Here is a 22,606-nt window from a genome sequence, read left to right on the forward strand (position 1 = left end):
GCCAGACGATCGACTCCATCAAGGTTCGTAGACCTTAGGACTTAGGACGCAGTCGACGCTGCAATCGTGAACCAGCGCACGCACTCGCGCGCTGGCGATGCGCTTGTGCGCTTAAGCTTATCGCGAGGGCGGCAAGGGTTCTGGATCGCTCTGAGAGCGAAATGACGCCGGGGGGAAACAGGGATGAAGTTCTGGAAATCGCTGCGGACGCAGGTCGTCCGCGGGTCGCTGCAGGTCTGGGCCGCTCTCGGCTGGCTGGGGCACAGGTTGTTCGGACAGGTTTCCTGGCAGGCACCGGGATGGCTGACGGCACTGAAGCGCGGCATCGCCTGGCTGGCCGCGACGGTTATGGTGGCGATTCGCCGCAGCCCGCGCATCGCGGCTGCCGTCGCGGTTCTCGTGGTACTGATCGCCGCTGGCAGCTACGGCGGATGGCGGTGGTGGCAGAGCCGGCCCAAGCCGGTCGAAGTCAGCGTCTACGCGCCCGAACTGTTGCCGCGCACCTGCTACGAATGCGGATCGGACGCAAAGCCCGCCGAACTCACGGTGAGCTTCTCCGAATCGGTAGCGCCGCTCGAACTGGACGGCAAGATCCTGGACCCGGCCAAAGCCGGCATCAACGTCGGCGGCAGCAAACTTCCTTCCGGCACTTGGTCGTGGAGCAATGACCGGACACTGGCGTTCCGGCCCGCCGAGGATTGGCCGATCGACGCCGAATACGATGTGGAGTTCGCGCGCAAGGGCTTCGTCGCGCGGCATGTTCACCTCGAACGCTATGAGTTCAAGGTCCGCACCGCGCCGTTTCAGATGAGTGTGGCCAACAAGGAGTTCTACCAGCACCCGGTGGTCGCCTCGGACAAGAAGGCGGTGTTCACACTCAACTTCTCGCATCCGGTCGATGTTGCCGACTTCGAATCGCGGCTCAAGTTGCAGCTGTTTGAACGCATCGACGCCGAGCAGGAACAGGACGCCGGCGCCGTTGCGTACACCGTCAGCTACGACAACCTCAAGCTCAACGCCTACGTCCACTCGGCGCAGCTGACGGTTCCGGAGAAACAGGGGCGGCTGGAACTGAGCGTGGCCAAGGGCGTGCACGCCGCGCGCGGCGGCAATAAGCTGGATGCGCCGCTGACGGCGGAAGTCGTGGTACCCGGCATCAACAGCCTGCGCGTCAACGACGTGAGCCTGGTCATCGCGCGCGACGAGCGCAACGACCCGCGCCAACTGCTGCTGGCCGCCATGTCCTACAGCGTGCTGGAAACGGACATGGCACCGAAGATCAAGACCTGGCTGCTGCCACCGCGCCATCCGGATGCGGAAAAGCAGAAGGCCTTCGAGGCCTCGCATCCAGGCGGCGGACCCTTTGACTGGAATAACTGCGAGTGCATCGGCGGCAGCACCTCCAGCTCCGGCTTAGACCAGCGCATCATCGACCAGTCACAGCCCCTGCCCTTGACCCTGGTGCCGGGGGAACTCGAACACCACGAACTGCACAGTTTCAGTTTCACCGCCGATCCGCAGCGCTTCGTCTATGTGCGCATCGACAAGGGACTGAAGTCCTTCGGCGGCTTCCGCCTCGGTGACACGGTGGAGCGCGTACTGCAAGTACCGGAGTACCCGCGCGAGCTACGCGTAATGGCCGAAGGTTCGCTGATGGCCATGTCCGGTCCCAAACGGCTCAACCTGTTCTCACGCGACGTGCCGGCGATGCGCGTGGAGATCGAGCGCCTGTTGCCGCACCAGCTGCAGCACCTGGTGACGCAGACTCAAGGCCGCTTCGCCAGCCCGGAATTCCAGAACTACCGATTCGACGCCAGCAACATCACCGAACACCTGACGCAGATCGAAAACCTGCCCGAGCTACCGGCCGGCACGGCCAACTACAGCACGCTCGACCTCGGCCGCTATCTCAAATCCGAGGGTGGCGAACGCCGCGGCATCTTTCTGTTGCGCCTGCAGGCCTGGGACAAGAAAAACAACCAGCCGCTGAGCACGGAGAGCGAGGCGGGCAGCCGTCGTTATCGTTATAACGAGGAAGGCGAGCAGATTGCCGTAGGCGACACCCGTCTGATCGTCATTACCGATCTCGGCCTGGTGGTGAAGCGCAACCTCGACGGTACGCAGGACGTGTTCGTGCAGTCGATCCACAGCGGCGCACCGGTGGCCGGCGCGGAAGTGTCGGTGCTGGGCCGCAACGGCGAAGCGGTATTGACCCAGACCAGCGATGCCGAGGGCCATGCCCGCTTCGCCTCACTGAAGGATTTCACGCGCGAACAGCAGCCGGTGCTGTACCTCGCGCGCAAGGACGGCGACAGCTCCTTCATGCCGATCGACTCGCGCGTGCGCCAGCTCGATCTCTCGCGCTTTGACGTCGGCGGCGTGTCCAACACCACCGACGCCGATGCATTGACCGCGTATCTGTTCTCCGACCGTGGCCTGTATCGGCCGGGCGAAGAAATCCGCATCGGCGCCATCATCAAATCGCAGGACTGGAAGCCGCTCCAGGGCGTGCCCTTGCAGATGGAAATCACCGACCCGCGCGGTACCGTGGTCAAGAAAGACAAGCTGGTGCTGGGAGCGGGCGGCTTCGAGGAAATCCGCTACAGCACACAGGAGGCCTCGCCCGCCGGCAACTACACCATCAACGTGTCCATCACCAAGGGCGGCGTGATCGGCTCCTTGCAGGTGCAGGTACGCGACTTCCTGCCGGACCGCATGAAGATGTCGGCGGCGCTGTCGGCGGTATCGACCGAAGGTTGGGTGTCGCCACAAGACTTGAAGGCCAACATCACGCTGCAAAATCTATTCGGCACTCCGGCGCAGCAGCGCCGCGTCACCGCGTCGATCCGGCTATCGCCGGGTTTCCCGAGTTTCGCCGCCTATCGTGACTACCACTTCCACGATCCGCAGGTCGCGCGGCAGAGCTTCGACGAGGAGCTGCCGGATGGCAGCACCGACGACGACGGCAGCGCCTCCTTCGATCTCAATCTGCAGCGCTTCGAGAAAGCCACTTACCAGCTGCAGTTCGTGGCTCAGGGTTTCGAGGCTGATGGCGGCCGCGGCGTGGCGGTGCAGACGACGCAGCTGGTGTCGTCGATGCCCTATCTCGTCGGCTACAAGTCCGACGGCGACCTCGACTTCATCGGCCGCAACGTCGGGCGCGCGGTGTCGCTGATCGCGATCGATCCCAAGGCCCAGAAAACCTCGGTCAAAGGCCTCAAGCTGTCACTGCTGAAGATCGTCTACACCTCGGTGCTGGTGAAGCAGAACAACGGCACCTATCGCTACGAATCGCGTCGCAAGGAGTTGTCACAGAAGGAGAGCACGCTAGCCATCGCGGCCGCCGGCAGCAAGCTGCCGCTGCAGACCAGCGAGCCCGGCAGCTATGCCTATCTGCTGCGCGACGACAGCGGCCAGCAGCTGGCGCGGATCGACTACCAGGTGGCGGGTGACGCCAACCTGACGCGTTCGCTGGAGAAGAACGCCGAGTTGCAGCTGGCGCTGTCCAAACCCGACTACGCACCGGGCGAAGAAATCGAGCTGCAGATCACGGCGCCTTACGCCGGCGCCGGCCTGATTACCATCGAGCGCGACAAGGTCTATGCCTGGCACTGGTTCCGTGCCGGCACCACGGCTTCGACCCAGCGTATCCGCCTGCCCGAGGGGATCGAAGGCAATGCCTATGTCAGCGTCAGCTTCGTGCGCGATCCAGGTTCGCCCGAGATTTACACGAGCCCCCTGTCCTACGGCGTGAAACCGTTTTCGATCGCGCTCGGCGCTCGCCGCAACGAGGTGCATCTGGCGATACCGGACAAGCTCAAGCCCGGCGAAACCGCGAGCTTCCGCTATCGCACTGACCGGCCTTCGCGCATCGTCGTGTTCGCGGTCGACGAAGGCATCCTGCAGGTGGCGCGCTATCAGCCGCCCGACCCGCTGGCGCATTTCTTCCAGAAGCGCTCGCTGGATGTTTCCACGCGGCAGATCCTCGACCTGATCCTGCCCGAGTTCCGCGACGCAGCGATGGCCGCCGCGCCGGGTGGCGATGGCGACAACCTGCTCGCCAAGCACCTGAATCCGTTCAAGCGCAAGGGCGACAAGCCGGTGGCCTGGTGGTCCGGCATCGTCGATGCGGATGCCAGCGAGCGTGAGCTGCGGTATACCGTACCGGACTACTTCAACGGCACGCTGCGCGTGTTTGCGGTAGCCGTGTCGGATGAGGCCATCGGCGTGTTCGACGGCAAGAGCCTGGTGCGCGGCGACTTCGTGCTCTCGCCGAATGCGCCAACCACGGTAGCTCCGGGCGACGAGTTTGAAGTCAGCGTCGGCGTCGCCAACAACGTCGGTGGGTCGGGCAAGGATGCGAAGGTCGCAGTGACGCTGGAAACCACGGCGGGGCTGAAGATTGTCGGCGACAAGTCGCAGACGGTGGCGATCCCTGAGGCGCACGAATCCTCGGCGCGTTTTCGGCTCAAGGCGACCGAAGCGCTCGGGTCGGCCGACTTGGTTTTCGTGTCCAGGCTCGGTAACAAGGCAGCTCAGCGCAAGATCGATCTGTCGGTGAGGCCGGCCGTGCCCTATCGCGTGACGCTGCAGGCCGGCAGCGTGGCGCCGAGCAAGCGCATCGAGGTTTCCGCCGCGCGCGAGCTGTATCCGCAGTTCCGCGAACTCGAGGCCGGCATGTCCATCTTCCCGCTGGCGCTGGCCCATGGCTACACCGCCTACCTGCAACGTTACCCCTACTCGTGCACCGAACAGCTGATGAGTATGGCGATGCCGGGCATCGTGCTGTCGCAGCGGCCCGAGTTCGGTTATGTGAAGGCCACGCCCGGCTCCGATCTGCCTGCGCTGATCGACGAACTGCGCTCAAGGCAGAACGCGGACGGCGCGTATCGCTATTGGCCGGGCAGCGACGGAGTGCAGGAGTTCGTTTCGATTTACGCGCAGCACGGTCTGATCGAGGCCGCCGATCTGGGCCTAGCTGTCCCGCGCGATCTGATCGAGCACGGCAACGAGTGGTTACGCACCCTCGCCTCGCGTGATGGCGACAGCCTCGAAGACGAGCGCAACAGCGCCTACGCCTTGTACCTGCTCACGCGCCAGGGCCAGGTCATGAGCGCCGAAGCCGCGGGTCTGAGGCAGCGTCTGGAGGAACGCTACAAGGACGAAGGCCGAGGCGATATCGCGGTGGCCTATCTCGCGGCCTCACTGCAACTGATGAAGCAGACGCGCGATGCCGACAAACTCATCGCCCAGGTCGCATTCGAAGGCGCGCATCCCTATGACCGCTGGCGTGACGCCATGGTCTGGGACGCGCAACTGCTATTCCTCACTGCCCGCCACTTCCCGCAGCGTTTGGCCAAGCTGCCTCCGTCGATGATGGACAACCTGGTCAAGCGCACGCAGCAGGGCCTGTACCACTCGCTGGCCGCCGGCACCACGCTGCTCGCACTCGATGCCTACGCGCGGGCCGCAGGCGAATCCGGCATCAACGCCAAGTTCGCGGTGACCGAGCTGCTGCGCGACGGCAAGACGCAACGTGCACTCAGGCTGCCCGACACGCTGCTGCCGAAAGTGGACTTCGGCTCCGACGCCAAGGCGCTGCGCTTCGATAACGGAGCCAAGCTCAACGCCTACACTATCGTCAGCCAGGCCGGCTTCGAGCGCGTCGTACCGAACACGCCGCTGGTACAGGGCTTCGAAATACTGCATGAGTACACCAACACGCAGGGCGTGCCGGTGAGCACCGTGAAGATGGGCGACGAGATCGACGTTCACCTGAAGTTCCGCGCCAACGAGCGCCAGACGATCACCGACGCGGCGCTGGTCGATCTGTTGCCGGGTGGCTTTGAATTGGTGGTGCAGCCGCAGGAGCGCCAGCAGGCGTTCCTGCGTGCATCGAGCAGCGGCGCATCGGAAGAGCCAACGCCCAGCGAATACGGCGAAGGCGACGACGAGGAGGACAGCGGTGATGGCCGCAGCCGCTGGACACGCTGGGTCTGCCCGGTTTGCGTGAACGGGACGAACGCATATCCGCAGTACGCAGACTTCCGCGAGGACCGCGTGGTGTTCTATACCGAGGTGTCAACCGACATCGGGCAAATCGTCTACCGCATCAAGGCCACCAACGCCGGTACTTACACGCTGCCACCTGCGTACGGCGAATCGATGTACGAGCCGAATGTGCAAGCACGCTCGGCCGGCGGCCAGATCGTCGTCGAGAAGCCTTGAGACGGTGAACGTCGGCATGAAGCGCCGGTGGCTGACGGCACTGGGAGCTGCGGCGTCGCTGTTGGCGTTGCTCGTCGTGCTGCGCCTGTGGCCGCACGCGCCGCTGCGCGAGCGCATCCCCAGTTCCACCGCAGTGCTCGATGCGCAAGGCCGTTTGCTGCGCCTGACGCTGGCGAGCGATCAGCAGTACCGCCTGTGGACGCCGCTGGAGGCAGTGTCGCCTGATCTGGTCGCCGCCCTGCTGCTACATGAGGATCGCGCGTTCTACCGCCATCCCGGCGTCAATCCTGCCGCGTTACTGCGGGCAGCGTTGCGCACTGCCGTCGGCGACTCGCGTCAGGGCGGCTCGACCTTGAGCATGCAGCTCGCGCGCCTGCTGTACCGGCTCAACACACGAAGCTTCGGCGGCAAGCTGCACCAGATCGGCTGCGCGCTGTGGCTGGAGCTGCGCTACTCCAAGCACGATCTGCTGGAGGCGCATCTCAATCTGATGCCCTACGGCGGCAACATCCAGGGCGTCGGTGCCGCCAGCCTGATCTATTTCGGCCGGGAGCCCGAGACACTGTCGTTGCCGCAGGCTCTGGCGCTGGTGCTGATTCCGCAATCGCCCGGCCTGCGAGATCCTGCTACCGGCGAGCCTGCGTCGTTGCGGCAAGCCCGACTGCGCCTATTCGCAAGCTGGCTTGCGGAGCACCCGCAGGCGGCCGATCAGGCCGGCCTGATGCAACTGGCGCTGCACTTCCGTAGCCCGCGCGCCCTGCCCTTTGAAGCGCCGCACCTGACTACGATGCTGCTACAGCAACAGCCCGGCGAGCGTGAAATCCGCTCGACGCTGGATCTGTCGCTGCAGCGACTGCTGCAGCGCGAGGCACGGCGCTATGTCGATCGCGAACAGCGCGTCGGCATCCGCAATGTTTCTGCGATGCTGCTCGACTGGCGCAGCATGGAAGTCAGAGCCGTGCTCGGCTCACTTGATTTCACCGACGGCAGTATTGATGGCCAGGTCGACGGCACCCGCGCGCTGCGCTCGCCGGGCTCCGCCTTGAAACCGTTTCTGTATGCACTGGCTCTAGACCAGGGCCTGATCCATCCGCTGAGCGTGCTCAAGGATGCGCCTACTGCCTTCGGCCCTTTCAGCCCCGAGAACTTCGACGGCGCTTTCGTCGGGCCGATCACCGCGCGGGACGCGCTGGTGCGCTCGCGCAACATCCCAGCTGTTGGCCTGGCGGCGCGACTGACGAAGCCCGATCTCTACGATTTCCTGAAGCTTTCCGGCGTTGGGCCACTGGCGGCGCGTGAGCACTACGGCCTCGCACTGGCCTTGGGTGGAGGCGAGATCACGATGCAGGACGTGGTGCGCCTGTATGCGCTGCTGGCCAATCGCGGCCTGCTCAAGAGCCTGCGCTACCGCCCGCAAGACCGGCTCGACGATGGCGAGCGTCTGCTGTCAGCCGAAGCCAGCTTCATGGTTCTGGACATGCTGAAGGACAACCCCAGGCCGGACGATCTGATCCTGCAAGGCGTCGGTACCGGCAAGCCGGTGGCCTGGAAGACCGGCACGTCCTGGGGCTTCCGCGATGCCTGGAGCGTCGGGATCTTTGGACCCTACGTACTCGCGGTATGGGTCGGCAATTTCGACGGCAGCTCCAACCCTGCCTTTGTCGGCCTGCACGCCGCCGCACCGCTGTTCTTCCACATGGTCGATGCGATACGCGCGGCGCAGCCCGCCTTGCCGGAACCGCCACCGCCTCGGCCACCGAACCTGACGCGCGTGGAGGTATGCAGCGCCTCCGGCGATTTGCCGAACGCCGATTGCCCGCAGACTGCGATTACCTGGTTCATTCCCGGCAAGTCGCCGATCCGCCTGAGTCGCGTGCACCGGCGCCTATGGGTCGACAATCGCACCGGTGCGCAGGCCTGTCCGCCGTACGAAGCGCGCTACGTGCGCAGCGAAGTCTTCGAGTTCTGGCCGTCGGATTTGCAACGCCTGTTCGCGCAGGCCGGCATGCCGCGCCGCCGCCCACCACCGCCAGGACAATGCACATCCGACGTGCAGGCCGGCAGGCCACCGGCAATCACCTCGCCGCTCAGGGCAGTAACTTACAGCCTGCGCCTCGACCGTCTCGGTGTCGATGCCGTACCGCTGTCGGCGAACAGCGATGGCGACGTCCGCACCTTGCACTGGTTCGTCGATCAGAGCTATGTCGGCAGCGCGCGCAGCGGCGCTCCGCTCAGCTGGAAGCCGCAGCAGTCAGGCGACTACGAAGTCAGCGTGGTGGACGACCGTGGTCGTAGTGACCGACGGGAACTGCGGGTTGCCGTGGTGCGATGACGGCTGCAGCGTCATCTGCTTTGCCGACCACTGATAACGGGCGGCCTTCTGGCCGCCCGTTATTTACCTCATGTAGTGATGGCGATCAGCTCCATCGAACTCACCGGACCGCATGCAGCAATTCTTGAAACAAGCTCGCTGAGCCGCACGGGCATGGGTCGTTGCGCACCAGCACTTGGTCGGTGCCGGGCTCGTCGACTTCGATGGATTCGATGACCAGCGGGCCACGATTGGCATGGACGACGGCAGCTTTGATTTGCATCAATGACTCTCATCGGAAATTGTTCGCGCCGCGGCTATGACTTGGGGACGGCTAGCGATTCACGGAACGGCAGGTCGCGATTCAGTTCCACTTCTCGCGGCAGGCCGAGCACGCGCTCGCCGATGATGTTGCGCTGAATCTGATCAGTGCCGCCGCCGATCGACGTCATGTAGGCGTTGAACGCGCGATAGTTGACGTCGGCTGCGCGCGGATGCTCGGCACCATCGAGCACGCTGGACGCGCCGAGGATCGTCGTCATCACGCGTGCATCCTCGTGCAGGATGCGCGACATCGCGAGCTTGCCCAGCGACATGATCGGCGATGAGGTCCCCTGCGCCATCTCGGCCTTTGCGCGCTGCAGGTTGAGCGCGTTGAGTTGGCGGTAGGCCAAGGCCCGCGCGATGTCCTGGCGGATGCAGGGGTCGTCGATGCAACCGGCCTCGCGCGCCATCGCGATCAGGCTGATCTTGTTGTCGATGGACGATCCCTGGCGACGCTCGCCAGCGCCCTCGCCCATGACCAGACGCTCGTAGGCGAGCGCGGTCTGTAGCACTTTCCAGCCATCGTTCTCCTTGCCCAGCAGATTGCCGGCCGGGACGACGGCGTTGTCGAGAAACACTTCGCTGAAGTGGCTGTCGCCGGTAATCTGGTGCAGCGGCCGCACCTCGATGCCCTTCTGCTTCATGGGAATGAAGAAGAAGCTGATGCCCTTGTGCTTGGGCGCGTCCCAGTCGGTGCGTGCGATCAGCAGGCCGTAGTCCGCCGTCGCGGCGCCGGAGGTCCAGACCTTCTGTCCGTTGATCAGCCAACGATCGCCGTCGCGGTCCGCGCGCGCACGCAACGCCGCCAAGTCCGATCCGGCGCCCGGCTCGCTGTAGAGCAGGCAGTTGGTGTACTGGCCGGTCAGGAACTTGGGCAGCAACTCGCGCTTGAGTGCGTCCTGTCCGAATGTGAGCAGCGTGTTCGCGGCAAGATGCGAACGGTCGAGGCCCGTACCGGTAGCGCCCACGCGCGCAAATTCCTGCTCCACGATCTTGGCCTGCTCATCGGGCAGGCCGCGGCCGTACCATTCTTCGGGCCAGCGCAGCACCGACCAGCGCGCATCGAACGTCTGCTTCAGCCAGCCCTTCAGGCCGCCGTCGGGGTCGTACTTCGACTTGCGTGCCCTTGCGTCCCAGTTTCTGGCCAGCCACTCGCTCGCCTCAAGGCGCAATTCTTCGTCGGTCATGCCGCTTTCTCCAGCGCGGAAAGATACCGCTCGCGATACAGGCTGCTGTTGCCGAACAGCTGCGCATCGGCGCGGGCACGACGCAGATACAGATGGGCGGGATGCTCGGCCGTGAAACCGATACCGCCATGCATCTGGATCGAGGTGGCCGCTATCTGGCTGAAGGCATCGGCGCAGACGAATGCCGCCAGACTGACCAGGACCTCGGTGTCCGGCATGCCCTCTGCAAGGGCCCGCGCGGCGTGTCGCGCTGCCGAGGTCGCGGATTCAACTTCGATCAGCAGATCGGCGGCCATGTGCTTGATCGCCTGGAAGCCGCCGATGGGGCGGCCGAACTGCACGCGAGTCTTGATGTACTCGACCGTCATGTCGAACACATGGCGCGTGGCGCCGGCCTGTTCGCCGGCCAGCGCCACGCGCGCGAGGTCCAGCATCTTTTCGATCGCAGCCTCGTTCGCACCCTCGATCGGGGCGCCCGAAGCCGATGCGAACACGATCCGCGCGAAGCGTTGGCCGCGGTCGAAGCTCTTGAGCGCGGTGACCGCCACACCCGCAGCGCCGCGATCGACTTCGAAGGTGGCCAGTCCGGAGCCGGCCTTCGCGATCACCAACAGCGTGTCGGCCTGGGTACCTGCGGTGACGAACGAGGCCACTCCGTCGAGCCGCCAGCCGTCGCCATCGCGCACAGCGGTAACGCTCACGTCCGTGGGCGTCCAAAGGCCGCGATCACCGGTAATGGCCACGGTGGCGATGCGCTCGCCGCTGCCGATCGCGGGCAGCAGTCTCGCCTTGGCATGCTCGTCCGACGAATAGGACAGCAGGCTCGCAGCCAGAACACCGCTTGACATCAGCGGGCCACAGAGCAGCGCCGCGCCCGCTTCCTCCATCACGAGCTCGATTTCTTCGGCGCCGGCACCGATGCCGCCGAAGTCCGCGGGAATCAACAGACCCAGGATTCCCATATCGGCGATGGCGCGCCACAAGACAGGATCGAATCCAGAATCCGTGGCCATGGCGCGGCGCACGTCCGCTTCCCGGCCGGTCTCGGCCAGGAGACGATGAAAACTATCGCGGATCGCCTGCCGTTCTTCGGCATTGATTGTGCTCATGACTTTCTCTCCTATCCAGGTACCTCTTATCCAGGTACCTCTAGCGGTGCAAGCGCTTCTCCACTTGAGACGCTTCTCGGCGAATCTGCCAGTTCAGAAATTTTTTCATGCGCTCACCATAAGGCGGGGCCACCATTTTCAAGGGACTGAACGCCTTCGGCGCCGAGACGATGCTCTTGCCGTGGCTAAAGGTTTCGAAGCCGTGCCGGCCGTGATAATTGCCCATGCCGCTGGCCCCGACGCCGCCGAACGGCATGTCTTCGACACTGTGATGCAGGATCACGTCATTCAGTGTCACGCCCCCCGAATAGGTGTTCTCGATGAAGCGGCGCCGGTCCGCATCCGCCGGGCCGAAGTAATACGCTGCCAAGGGCTTGGGATGCGAATTGATGTACTCGATCGCTTCATCGAGCTGACGGTAGCTGATGATGGACAACAGAGGACCAAAGGTTTCCTCGGACGCGATCTTCATCTCGTCATTGACGCCGACCAGCAGCGTCGGCGGAATCTTGTGAGCGGACTGGCCGCTGAAATCTTCGTTCGCAGGATTGATCGTGACGACCCGCGCGCCCTTGGCCCGCGCGTCGTCGATATAGCCGTTGAGCCGTTCGAAGTGCCGCGCAGCAACGATCGAGCTGAAATCATCGTTGTTCAGCAGTGTCGGGAACATCTTTCGAGTCACTGACTCGAAAGCCGCGATCAGCTCATCTTCCGAGCCCGCAGGCACCAGCATGTAATCCGGCGACAGGCACAGCTGGCCAGCGTTGATCGACTTGCCAGCCATCACCCGCTGTGCAACGAATTGCAGGTCCGCCTTGGGTGATACCACGACCGGCGACTTGCCGCCCAGTTCCAGCGTCACCGGCACCAGGTTGTCGGCGGCGGCGCGCTGCACGTGTCGTCCGACCGACGTGGCGCCGGTAAACAGCAAATGATCGAACGGCAATCGGCTGAAGGCAGCACCGATCTCGGGGCCGCCGGTGATAAGGGCCAGCTCGGCGGGGTCGAACTCCCGCGCGACCGCAGCTCGCATCAGTTCGGACGTCGCCGGCACGAATTCGGACACTTTCAGCATCACGCGATTGCCGGCCGCGAAAGCCGCTGCCACCGGTGCGAACGCCAGGCCGACCGGGAAATTCCACGGACTCATCACGCCGACCACACCGAGCGGCTGCCATTCCACCCAGGCCCTGCCGCCGAACAAAGAGAGTGGCCCGGCGTTGTAGCTTTGCGACTTCATCCAGCGCCGAAGATGCTTCCGCGTGTGCTTGAGCGCAGGCAGCGGACCCAACACATCCGAGATATAGGAGCCCGTGCGCGAACGACTGCCGTAATCGGCGTCCAGTGCTTCGACCAGGCGATCCGCCTCGCTGAGCATGATGTGCATCAACCGGTCTATGCGATTTTCGCGCGCGGTGGCCGAAGGCGGGCCGTCACGGAGAAACGCAGTCCGCTGTAGCTTCAGCACTTCCAGCAACCCGGCTTCGGCATCGACTTGCAGCTGCGAAACGGCAACATTCATAGGGCTTTCCTCCGGTGACGAGGCGCTTCTTCTGGACGCCCTGTTTCAGGTATCTGTATTGTAGCCTAGACTTCCCGGCCCGGGCACCGGCCCTGCACTCATACCACTTTGGAGGGATTCATGGCTTTTCATGGCAAGGTCGCGCTCGTCACCGGCGGTGGCAGCGGTATGGGGCGCGCGATGGCGCTGCGACATGCGCAACAGGGCGCAAAGGTCGCGATCCTCGACCTGAATGAGACCGCGCTGGCGGACACCGCAGCACTGTCGCCCAAGCTGAAAGCCTACCGCTGCGACGTCACCGACGAGGAGCAGGTGATCGACACAGTGGCTCGTATCGAGGCCGAACTCGGGCCGATCGACCGCGGCGTGCATGCCGCGGGCATCATGCCCGGCGACACGATCCTCAACATGTCGTCGCAGAAGATCACCCAGGTCATGAAGGTGAATTATTTCGGCACCGTGCATGTGACCAAGGCCCTGCTGCCTCGCTTGCTCGAACGCAAGCATGGCGACCTGATCTGCTTCGGCTCGATCACCGGCTACGCTTTCAGCACCAGCTTCTCGGCATACTGCGCGAGCAAGGCTGCGGTGAATGCGTACATGGAAATCCTGATTCACGAGCACCAGAAGAGCGGCCTGCGCATCCTGCTCGTGGCGCCGCCGGCGGTGGATACGCCGCTGATCAATCAGGCGCTCGAAACCGGCCCCGCGGCGATCCGCATGGTCAAGGAGAAGAAGCGCATGGCCAGCGTCGACAGCATTCTCGACGCGATCGAAACCGCGATCGAGAAGGGCCAGACCATTGTGCTTCCGGGCGAGGCCAAACCGACCTACCTGCTGCGCCGGCTTTCACCAAAGCTGCTGTGGAAGATTTCGGACAAGGTCAACAAAGTCAGCTGAAGCGCAACGACCACACCCGGCCCACCACGGAGCTTGACGATCCATGCGCACCCCGGTCTGTCGCGAGTTCGGCATCGAGTTGCCGATCTTCGCTTTTTCCCACTGCCGCGACGTCGTGGCCGAAGTGACCCGGGCCGGTGGCATGGGCGTGTTCGGCGCAGCCGGCTGCAACGCAGAACAACTCGAACGGGAGCTGTGCTGGATCGATGAGCGCGTCGGCGACAAACCCTATGCCGTCGACCTGTTGATGCCCAATCGCTACCAGAAGACCAGCGCCGCTCAGCGACTCGACCCTGGGCAACTGATCCCAGCGGCTCACCGCGAGTTTGCCCGTCGGCTGCTGGACGACGCAGGCGTGCCACCGCTGCCGGCGCTGCAAGGCAAGGAAATCCTCGATGCATATGCGGCGCGCATCAACATGACGCCCGACGACGCCGAGGCCTTGATCGACGTCTCCCTGCAGCATCCGCAAGTTCGGCTGATCGTCAGCGCCCTCGGCGTGGCCCCGCAGCATCTGATCGAACGCATTCATGCCCGAGGCATCAAGCTGGGGGCCCTGGTCGGTAAGCCCTGCCGCGCGCTCAGGAGCGAGCTGACCGAAGCCTGGCTGCGCGCCGATGCGCCGGCGCCGCTGACCATGCCGCTACAGACCATCCTGATGGCCGAGTCGATGAAACGTCTTGAGCGTCATCCGGACACCCGCTTTCTCACCTACCCGGTCGGACAGATCGTGGGTGACCTACAGCGGGAAAGCAGTTGCCGGCAGATCATCGAAGAGCTGTTGCACGACTACCTGGCGGCGATTGATCGCCTGCATTCCTTGGGAACCTGAAGTCGATGACCCGAACCGAAGTGGTCTCATACAGTGACGGCATTATCGGCACGCAAACGACGCGAGACGTCGTTTCATGCGTGGCTGACATCCGCGGCTTTGGCGAGATGGCCACCCCCGCACGCGCTACGCGGCGAAGCCGAGCACCACTCAGATTTTCTTCTTTCGACTCTCCGACCTGCCCGCCGGTGCTGCTGCCACCGGCAGCGCGCCCAGCAGATGATGCAGCTCGACCAGACGCGCTTCGATCCGCTGCAGGCGCGCATCCGGCAGGGTCTCCACGGTCGCTGGCGCTTCGCTTTCAGCCCGAAAAATCACCGGGAAAACGAATTGACGGATGCGCCGACGCAGCGCCGCTTCGTCCCACGGGCCTGCCACCGTCAGCAGCATGAACTCCCTGAGATTCCACTCGCTCAGTTCGTGGAGGTCGATCCCGTCGCGCAACTCGCCGTTGGCCTGAGCCCCCGCCAGCGCGGCACGCATCGCCTGGTCGATGCGTTCGAGGAACACCGACTTGAACAGCTCCAGCACGCGCGGCGTCAGGCCGTCATCGAGCATCGCCTTGAGCCAGCGGTTGCGTGGCATCTCCATGACGCCGTGCACCGTGCTCTCCTCCAGCCGCTGCCGCAGTAGTCCGGGTCCCGCCAGACGGCGCAATCCTTCGTCGACATAAGGCTTGGACTGCTGCCGCAGCAGCTCGACGAAGATGGCGTCCCAGCCGCCGAAACGGCGGAAGATCGTGGCGCGCGACACTCCGGATTCGGCGGCGATGTCCTCGATCGTCGTCTTGCCCGGGCTCAGACGCTCGAAGCAGCGACCCGCCGCGTCGATCACGCGCTGCGCCACCGCGTCGCTCGTCATGTCCGCCGGCACCAGCGATGCGATCCGCGGGCTCGCAGGACGCTCTCGGGCCCGGGTCATAGAGCCTCGGCCCAGGAATGGATCACCAGACTACCAATCACATGACCTCGTAGATTTCGTACACGAGCGTCTCCATATCAAGAGCCGTGCCCCGTCCGATAGCCTGCACCTTGTTGAGCCAGGCGTAGCGCGGATCACCGGTTTCGAACAGCGGCGCAATCACCAGAGGAGCGGCCCCTGCCTTGGTGTAGTCCGATCGCCCCTGGTAGTTCAGAAAAATCAGGGCTCCGTCGTGAGTCTCCAGTGTGGCGCGCACATCGATGGACAGCGTGCCGTCCGGTGCCACCAGCGCCCAGTCGCCGGCCGCGCCCTTGAGTTGCTTCGCGCGCAGGCGCTCGCCCTCCCAAGTGGCGGATGCCACTTCGACGATCAGGCGCGTCCCACGCGGACCCTCCGGCATCACGGTTGGCGTTCCCAGCTTGAGCGTGGCCGTGGCGAGCGGGATCAGCTTGATCGGCATGTCGTTATCTCCAGATTCGGTAGTTTCCACTTCGGGACGCGGTGCGGCCTTTTGTGGCGGTGGCGCCGCTGTGGTGGCTTTGGCTGCGGCATGGGATTGGTACAGGCGATTGACCGGCGGCTGCTCGCTGGACCGCCCCGGCGTGAATCGCACCGGCATGCGCTTGACCCCGTTGGTGAAATTGGACGTCTGCCGTTCGATACGGCCTGCCAGCGCAATATCGGGGATGCGCTCGATGACCTCGCTCAGCACGATGCGCAACTCGGTTCGGGCCAGCATCGCGCCCAGGCACATGTGCGGCGCGCCGCGAGCGCCGAACGACAGGTGATCGCGCGCATTGCTGCGCGTAATGTTGAAGCGACCGGCCTCAGGAAATACGCTCTCGTCTCGGTTACCTGACACGTACCACAGCATCACCTTGTCGCCGGCCTTCATCGGCTGGCCTTCGAACACCGTGTCATCGGTCAGCTTGCGCATGAAACCCATCGCGGGTGTCGTCAAGCGCAGCATCTCTTCGACGGCGTTGGGCATCAGGTCGGGCTTGGCGCGCAGTTGCTCCATCACATCACGATGCTCCATCAGTAGATGGATGCCGTGAATCGCCTGTGTGCGCGTGGTCTCGTTGCCGGCGGTCGCCATCAGCAGGAACAGCGAGCCCAGATCGGTATCGCTGAGCTGTTGTCCGTTCTCCTGAGCCACCGCGATCGTGCTGAAGATATCGTCGACCGGATGGGCACGCTTCTTCGCGCCAAGCTGGCGCGCGTAGGTGAACATCTCCATCGCGCCGATCAAGTTGCGCGTCGGGCTCGACAACTCCGAGTCCTGGGTGCCGAACATCAGGTTGGCCCACTCGAACAGGCGTGGCCTGTCATACGGCGCGACACCGAGAATGTCGCTGACCACTTCCACCGGCAGATAGGCGGCGACGTCGACGAAATCGCACTCGCCACGCTCGATCACCGAATCTACGGCCTGTCGAGCATAGACGCGCATCTGCGCCTCGATCTTCTGGATCGCCTTCGGTGAAAACCCGGTCATGATCAGACGGCGCAGAAAACCATGCCGAGGCGGATCCGACAGGATCAGGTTGTGATCCAGCTGCGTGGCGACGCTGGTTTCCGGCGCCGGCATCGGGCTGATATTGGTGCGGCTGCTGAAAAGCGGTACCTGCTTCTCCGCGCTGACGATGTCCTGGTAGCGCGTAATGCACCAGAACCCGGGCCCGGTTCCGTCACTGCGCGGCTGCCAGGATACCGGCGCCTCCCGGCGCAACATCGCGAAGTAATCGTGAGGCACGCCTTCGACGAAGCTGCGCGGGTCGGACAGGTCGATGTCGCCAGGTTTCATGGGGCAGTCGCTCTAGAGATACCTCAATAATATTAGTATCATTATTTGCGACTGTCTACATATTTAATCTCAATGCAGACCGGGCTGCGTCAGCCGCCGAACTGATAGTTGATGCGCAGTCCGTAGGTTACTGGTTGCGCCAACTTGCCGGCGATGCCGGTATCGAACTGCGTCTCGTAGATGTAGTGCTTCTGCGAGGTGATGTTGTCGCAGAAGGCAGTCAGCCGCAGATCCCAGGGGGTGTAGAGATAGCTGGCGCGAGCGTTCAACAGGTAGAAGCTGTCCTGCCTGATGCTGTTCTGCGCATCGAAATAGTAGCCGTCGTTGTAGTACAGATCGACTCCCGGCTCGAACACGCCGTCGTCGACAGGCTGGGAATAGTTCAGGCCGGTCACGGCAGAGAATTTAGGGTTTCGCGCGATCGTGTTGCCGGAAAAGTTATTGCCCGTCGTCGAGAAGCCGGCAGCGTTATACCCGCCCGCGTCGGTGAAATCGTTGTAGCGACTCTTCAGATACGTGGCACCGACATTGGCCTGCAGTCCGCCCGCGATCTGCCAGATGACCTCGCCCTCGACACCTTTCACCGTCGCCTTCTTCGCGTTCTCGAAGTTCACCACGCCACCGCTGGTCAGCGAGACGAATTGAACCTGCTGGTCGTGGATAATCGTCTCGAACGCAGCCGCGTTGACACGCAACCGGCGGTTGAACAGATCGCTCTTGAAACCCGCTTCAAATGCATCGACGGTTTCGGGTTTGATATAGGTCGGCGCGGATGTGAGATTGACGATATTGAAGCTGCCGCTCTTGAAGGCGCGCTGGTAGGACGCATAGGTCAGCACGTGTTCGGCAGGTTTCACCGAGACCGAAATCTTCGGCGAGAAATTGGTCTTTACCGTAGTTTGCTCCGGATACGACGTTGCCTGGAGATTCACCAGGTCGGCGCCGAGAATCACGGCCTCAGCCGCAAGCCCTGCGTCGAAGACAGTGCGCTTTTCGTGCTGCAGGCGCGCTCCCAGCGTGATGTCGAGCCAGTCCAGCGGCGAATACGTGCCCTGCATGAAGCCCGATATCGACGTCGTCTTCAGCGAACCGGTTACATCGAGGTTGACGCCGGTCACCGGCACATTGGAACCCAGCGCTGTAATCAGATCAGTGATAGTCGCCAGCAGCGGCACCTGCGGCAAGGGGTTGTCGGGCTGCAAAACGTTATCCAGTCCCGCGAGATTGAACGGCAGGGGCACGAAACCGGTCACGCTATGCAGAAAAAAACCACCGACGATCCATTTGAAATGCTCCGCGCCCCAGGTGTCATCGTTCGACAGAATCTGCAGTTCCTGCGTGAAAATTCTCGCTTTCAGTGCGAGCTTGCTGTCATCGACGCTGCCGAAGCTGGCAAAGTTCGCGGAGCTGCCGTCGAAGTCCTGGTTGGCGTACGCCCTGTAGTCCTGATAGGCGGTGATCGACTTGATGTCGAAAGGTCCGGGGTGCCCATTGAGCGTCAGCGACCCGACACCCAGGTCACCGTTCGAATACGGTTTGACGTTGACACTTGTCTGGTAATCCGGCGAAGCCCTCGCGCCCAGTAGGGCTCCCAGAGTCGATGGCTGCACATTGGGCAGGAGGGCGGTGCCGGTCGCCTTCGAGCTGATGTAAAACCCGCTGCCGATCGCCTCGAACCAATCGGTCGGTGCCCATTTAAGCTTGAGGTTGGCGCCCAGATCGATGTTCGGGTTCAAACTCTCAAGCGGCGACGAATCGGCAAGCTTGTAGTACTCGTCACTGCGATTGGCGACCACCGAAATACTCGCTGACAAGGTGTCGACTATAGGTCCGCTGACGAACACCCGGTTGTCGAACTCTCCGAAACGCGAGGCCTGGCCGTTGTATTCGCCGGTGAAGTCCGGCGTGGGGTCCCGGGTCACGATATTGATTGCACCGCCGGTGGAGTTGCGTCCGAACAGGGTGCCCTGAGGTCCCTTGAGAATTTCGATGCGCTCGATCGAACCCAGCGCGCGGGCCAGTCCAAAGGAGATGGGGAAATTCACACCGTCGATATACGTGGCAACGCTGAGATCGGCCGATGGCAGGAAGGCGTCGGTGCCGACTCCGCGGATATAGATAATCGCGAAATTGGCCACCGAATCGAACGACATCGCCGGGATCTTCGTCGCCAGGCTTGCGCTGTTGCTGACACCCTGGGTCGCCAGCTGCTCGGACGTGAAGGCCGAGATCGAGATCGGTACGCTCTGAATGCTTTCCGCGCGCTTTTGCGCCGTGACCACAACCTCTTCAATGCCGATGCTCTCGACCCCGGCACTCCGCTTGATTTCCTCCCCGGACGCCTGCGCTTCCCCGGAAGAAACCGGAATGCTGCCCAGCTCTTGTTCGGGCTCTGACGGTGTGCCTGCTGTCGCCGCACCGTCGGGCGAGGCATCGGACGCAGCGGCCGGCGATTCCATCTGAGCCGGCACGCCAAGCGGCGTCATCAACGGCAGTGGGCCGGCAAGGGTCGCCAGAATCAGGGCGCGGGCATTACGCTTCTTCATGTTCTCCTCCATCTCTCACGATCCACCGGCGACTTATGAGCGTCGCTGAGGTATTGCTTCTGGGAATCAATTCAGCGGCAGCAATCGCATCTGGGTACGACGATCCAGCCGGACATCCGCACTGGCTTCGCCACCCGGATCGGCAGTCAGAGCGGGCTCTCCTTCGGCACCGGCCAGCCGATAGCGGCCATTCGCTCGCAGTCGCGAAAAGCCCAGCTGATGGCGAGCGCCCGCCCGCGTCGGAAGCAGCTCGAAGTCGAGCGCGGCGCCGTCGGACACGGCGCGCGTAACCATCACCGCCGGATACGGAACATCAGACAGCAGCGGTCCTTCGCGCCAGGCTGTTGGATAGTCCGCGTGGGCCAGCCGATTCCAGGCACCGTGGGATCCAAAGCGAGCCATGTGCGAAGTCAGGTTGACGAACGTGGAGCCCGGCCAGCGCAGCGCACCGCCGTTGTTCTCGACGCCCAGCGCATCGTGTCTGGCCTTGGTGAACGCGTAGACCTCGCTGTCGCCCATCTCCTTGGCCGCCAGCATCAGTTGAGGATAGAAGGCGTTGCCGTCGCTCATCTGGTAGTTGCCGGTGTCCAGCCGGTCGGCCCTGCCAATCGGTATCAGGTCGCCGCCGTCGCGACGCAGGAACTCGTGCCGCAACTGCGCCCAGCCTCGCGCGGCGATACCCGGCGCGAACATATTGCGCAGCCACAGGTTGCCGGCGAACAGCGTCGCGCCGCGAGTGGCGATCTGCAGACCGATGCGATTGGCCATGATCACCACCTGCCCGCCGTCCGCGCAGGTGAACTCCTGCTCCATGCGCTTCAGAAACGTCGGCATCAGGGCCTCGGCGTGGCGGCTGCCATGGAAGCGGTCGTACAGCGCCAGCCCGGCGATGCCTTCTTCGTTGCAATACGAGAAAACCCAGTTGGGTTCACACGGATAGAAGCACAGCTTGTCGTTACCGAAGTTGCGGACCAGCGTGTCGGCTATCTTGGGGTAGCTGTATTCGTAGGTCTTGCGGTCGTTCCATCGGAACGGCAGGGAGCCGGTGGCATCGATGCTGCGGTCGCCGGTCGTGATCTGGTAAGCACCGAGCGCGAGGGCATACCAGCCGGTGATCATGATGTTCTCGTTGACCATCGGGTCCGGGTCGATACGCCCGTTGCCCCAAAGATTTTCCCAGAACCAGTACTGCCATACGCGGCGATCGGTCATCTTCATGATCGCATTGCGCTGCGCCTGCTGCAGGTAGCCCGAGAACGCGGGCAGGCGGTTGCTGCGCAGCATTGCCAGTGATTCGGTCAGCGTGTAGAGCTGATAGCGCCACGCCGCTTCACGGAACTGGTCGATCGTGGTGAAGCCGTCGAAGCGGTCGATCGGCTGAAGGGCCAGATCGAGCATGAATCGCATCGCGCCGACTTCCTGCTCGTCCAGCGCCGGGCCGATTTCGAAGCCTGACGGCACCGGCATCAACGGCACGGTCACCAAATGCGCATTGAGATCCTTCGCGACCGCCAGCTGTTGCTTCAACTTGGCTGGAGCGCGCAACTTCTGCACCAGCAACAGCAACAGAACCGCTGCAGGAGCCGCGATGCGCGCCCACTGCCAGGGCTCGGCCGGCACCACCAGCGCGGCGAGCCAGCCGCTGCCGAGCCACACGATGATCGGCGCGACGAAGGCTCCGATCAGCAGCCAAGCCAGCAGGCTGGCGACGAAAACCATCAGGGTCAGCAGCATCAGCAGTGGATGCGCCGAGTACAGAAAGCCCGCGCCAGGAAACGTCAGCCCGACACCGAAAGCCGCCCAGTGCGCACCCAAGCCGCTCGAGGACAGCACCGCACCGATGCCGACGGCCGCGGCCCAGAGCAGCAGGCTGCGACGGCGGATTGCCCGCGTGACCGGCCCCACCAGCTGTCGCTGTTCGTCGAACAATGGCACGGATCCGGAGCGCCGATCCTGAGTCATAGGGCTGCGCCGACGTCAGTGTCAGATAGCTTGCGGGGTTGCATTCAACGGTCTCCGTACGATGCATGCAGCAGGGCTGTGGTTGCCGCCCCTTTTTGATGTGCTTCGACGCAAATGATCGCACAGCTCTAGCCATAAAAGAAGTACCTTAATAGATAAACAGGTATCGGTATAGATGACCGGAGCACCTGGCGGCGAGACGAGCTTCGGATCTCGGCGCTGCTCTGGCGCTCCGGATAGACAGCCGAGATCCGGAGACTACCTCGTCCATTTAATGAGATATCTCAATTGTATGTGTCGACTATCGCGTCGCAATACTCCCAGCAGCTGCGGCGTTCAGCCCAGCCAGCCTTCGGCGGCGAGATCCGGCAGCCATTCCACGATCATCGCGGCGTAACGGCCGGCGACGACTACGGCGATATCCGCCTCTCCGCGCGCCACATGCTCGGCGATCTGCCGATGGCACCTGGCGATGGCCGCCGCCTGCTCGTGGCTGATCTGGAACTCGGTGTACTTGGCATCGCGGGTGATGGCGAGAATCGCCTCAACAAACAGTTCCAGCGCAGGATTGCCGCAACTCTGTGCCAGCAGCCGTTCGAAATCGGCGATCACGCGTCCCCGCTGCCGATAGCCGGGCAAAGCCTCGAAGCCCTCGTGTTCCGTAACGAACGCAGCCAGCCTGGTGCGAAGAGCCGGATCGGGATGCTCTGCGAGCTGGCGTACGGCTTCGATGGTCAGTGGCCCGCATACCCGGGCGACCTGTTTCAACGTCGCCCCCCGGCTGCTCAGCACCATTGCTGCTATGTGCGATACGATCCGTTCGGTAGTCGGCCACCATTCGCGGCGCGGGCAATTCGACGGGTCGCCGGAGCGGCGCTGTCGATACGGCACTGGTGTCACCGCGCTTTCGCATGCTACCCCGTTGTCGGCCGCTCAGATTGGTGATCATATCGGCAT

At 63.5% G+C, this 22,606-nt stretch carries 13 protein-coding genes; 4 read left to right on the plus strand and 9 right to left on the minus strand.

What is annotated here, in order from left to right; all coding sequences use genetic code 11:
- Positions 1-183: 183 nt before the first annotated feature.
- Together JWQ90_RS11875 and pbpC are read left to right on the plus strand one after the other, a co-directional pair.
- Complete coding sequence (locus JWQ90_RS11875; RefSeq protein ID WP_299693948.1) at positions 184-6,228, plus strand: alpha-2-macroglobulin; 6,045 nt, start codon at positions 184-186, stop codon at positions 6,226-6,228.
- A 16-nt stretch (positions 6,229-6,244) separates the two neighbouring features.
- Positions 6,245-8,560 (plus strand): penicillin-binding protein 1C, encoded by a 2,316-nt coding sequence (gene pbpC, locus JWQ90_RS11880; RefSeq protein WP_299693950.1) that lies wholly within the window; start codon positions 6,245-6,247, stop codon positions 8,558-8,560.
- A gap of 100 nt (positions 8,561-8,660) precedes the next feature.
- Here pbpC and JWQ90_RS11885 read toward each other — a convergent pair whose 3' ends face one another.
- The 4 genes from JWQ90_RS11885 to JWQ90_RS11900 are packed head-to-tail and all read right to left on the minus strand — an operon-like array spanning position 8,661 to position 12,681.
- Positions 8,661-8,822 (minus strand): SEC-C metal-binding domain-containing protein, encoded by a 162-nt coding sequence (locus JWQ90_RS11885; RefSeq protein ID WP_299693952.1) that lies wholly within the window; start codon positions 8,820-8,822, stop codon positions 8,661-8,663.
- 34 nt (positions 8,823-8,856) lie between these two features.
- On the minus strand, positions 8,857-10,050 hold the full coding sequence (locus JWQ90_RS11890; RefSeq protein ID WP_299693955.1) for an acyl-CoA dehydrogenase family protein: 1,194 nt from the start codon (positions 10,048-10,050) through the stop codon (positions 8,857-8,859).
- The gene (locus JWQ90_RS11895; protein WP_299693957.1) at positions 10,047-11,159 is read right to left on the minus strand and encodes an acyl-CoA dehydrogenase family protein; all 1,113 of its coding nucleotides are present in this window, start codon (positions 11,157-11,159) and stop codon (positions 10,047-10,049) included. The genes JWQ90_RS11890 and JWQ90_RS11895 overlap by 4 nt, the downstream gene beginning before the upstream one ends.
- 40 nt (positions 11,160-11,199) lie before the next feature.
- Positions 11,200-12,681: a coniferyl aldehyde dehydrogenase gene (locus JWQ90_RS11900; RefSeq protein ID WP_299693960.1), complete on the minus strand. Its 1,482-nt coding sequence runs from the start codon at positions 12,679-12,681 to the stop codon at positions 11,200-11,202.
- Positions 12,682-12,801: 120 nt separating this feature from the next.
- Between JWQ90_RS11900 and JWQ90_RS11905 the strand changes: the two genes are divergently transcribed.
- Positions 12,802-13,581, plus strand: coding sequence for an SDR family oxidoreductase (locus JWQ90_RS11905; RefSeq protein WP_299693963.1), 780 nt, complete (start codon positions 12,802-12,804; stop codon positions 13,579-13,581).
- 43 nt (positions 13,582-13,624) lie between these two features.
- Positions 13,625-14,413 (plus strand): hypothetical protein, encoded by a 789-nt coding sequence (locus tag JWQ90_RS11910; RefSeq protein WP_299693966.1) that lies wholly within the window; start codon positions 13,625-13,627, stop codon positions 14,411-14,413.
- A 150-nt stretch (positions 14,414-14,563) separates the two neighbouring features.
- Here the strand turns inward: JWQ90_RS11910 and JWQ90_RS11915 are convergent, their stop codons facing one another.
- From JWQ90_RS11915 to JWQ90_RS11935, 5 genes are all read right to left on the minus strand, one after another.
- On the minus strand, positions 14,564-15,334 hold the full coding sequence (locus JWQ90_RS11915) for a TetR/AcrR family transcriptional regulator (RefSeq protein ID WP_299693969.1): 771 nt from the start codon (positions 15,332-15,334) through the stop codon (positions 14,564-14,566).
- A 37-nt stretch (positions 15,335-15,371) separates the two neighbouring features.
- Complete coding sequence (locus JWQ90_RS11920) at positions 15,372-17,141, minus strand: DUF3237 family protein (protein WP_299693972.1); 1,770 nt, start codon at positions 17,139-17,141, stop codon at positions 15,372-15,374.
- An 89-nt stretch (positions 17,142-17,230) separates the two neighbouring features.
- Positions 17,231-19,687 carry a TonB-dependent receptor gene (locus JWQ90_RS11925; RefSeq protein ID WP_299693975.1) on the minus strand — a complete coding sequence of 819 codons (2,457 nt, stop codon included), beginning with the start codon at positions 19,685-19,687 and terminating at the stop codon, positions 17,231-17,233.
- A gap of 66 nt (positions 19,688-19,753) precedes the next feature.
- Positions 19,754-21,616: a hypothetical protein gene (locus tag JWQ90_RS11930; RefSeq protein WP_299693978.1), complete on the minus strand. Its 1,863-nt coding sequence runs from the start codon at positions 21,614-21,616 to the stop codon at positions 19,754-19,756.
- 369 nt (positions 21,617-21,985) lie between these two features.
- Positions 21,986-22,444 carry an FCD domain-containing protein gene (locus JWQ90_RS11935; RefSeq protein ID WP_299693981.1) on the minus strand — a complete coding sequence of 153 codons (459 nt, stop codon included), beginning with the start codon at positions 22,442-22,444 and terminating at the stop codon, positions 21,986-21,988.
- Positions 22,445-22,606 lie beyond the last annotated feature (162 nt).

Source organism: Hydrocarboniphaga sp., from assembly GCF_028291725.1.
Taxonomy (GTDB): domain Bacteria; phylum Pseudomonadota; class Gammaproteobacteria; order Nevskiales; family Nevskiaceae; genus Hydrocarboniphaga.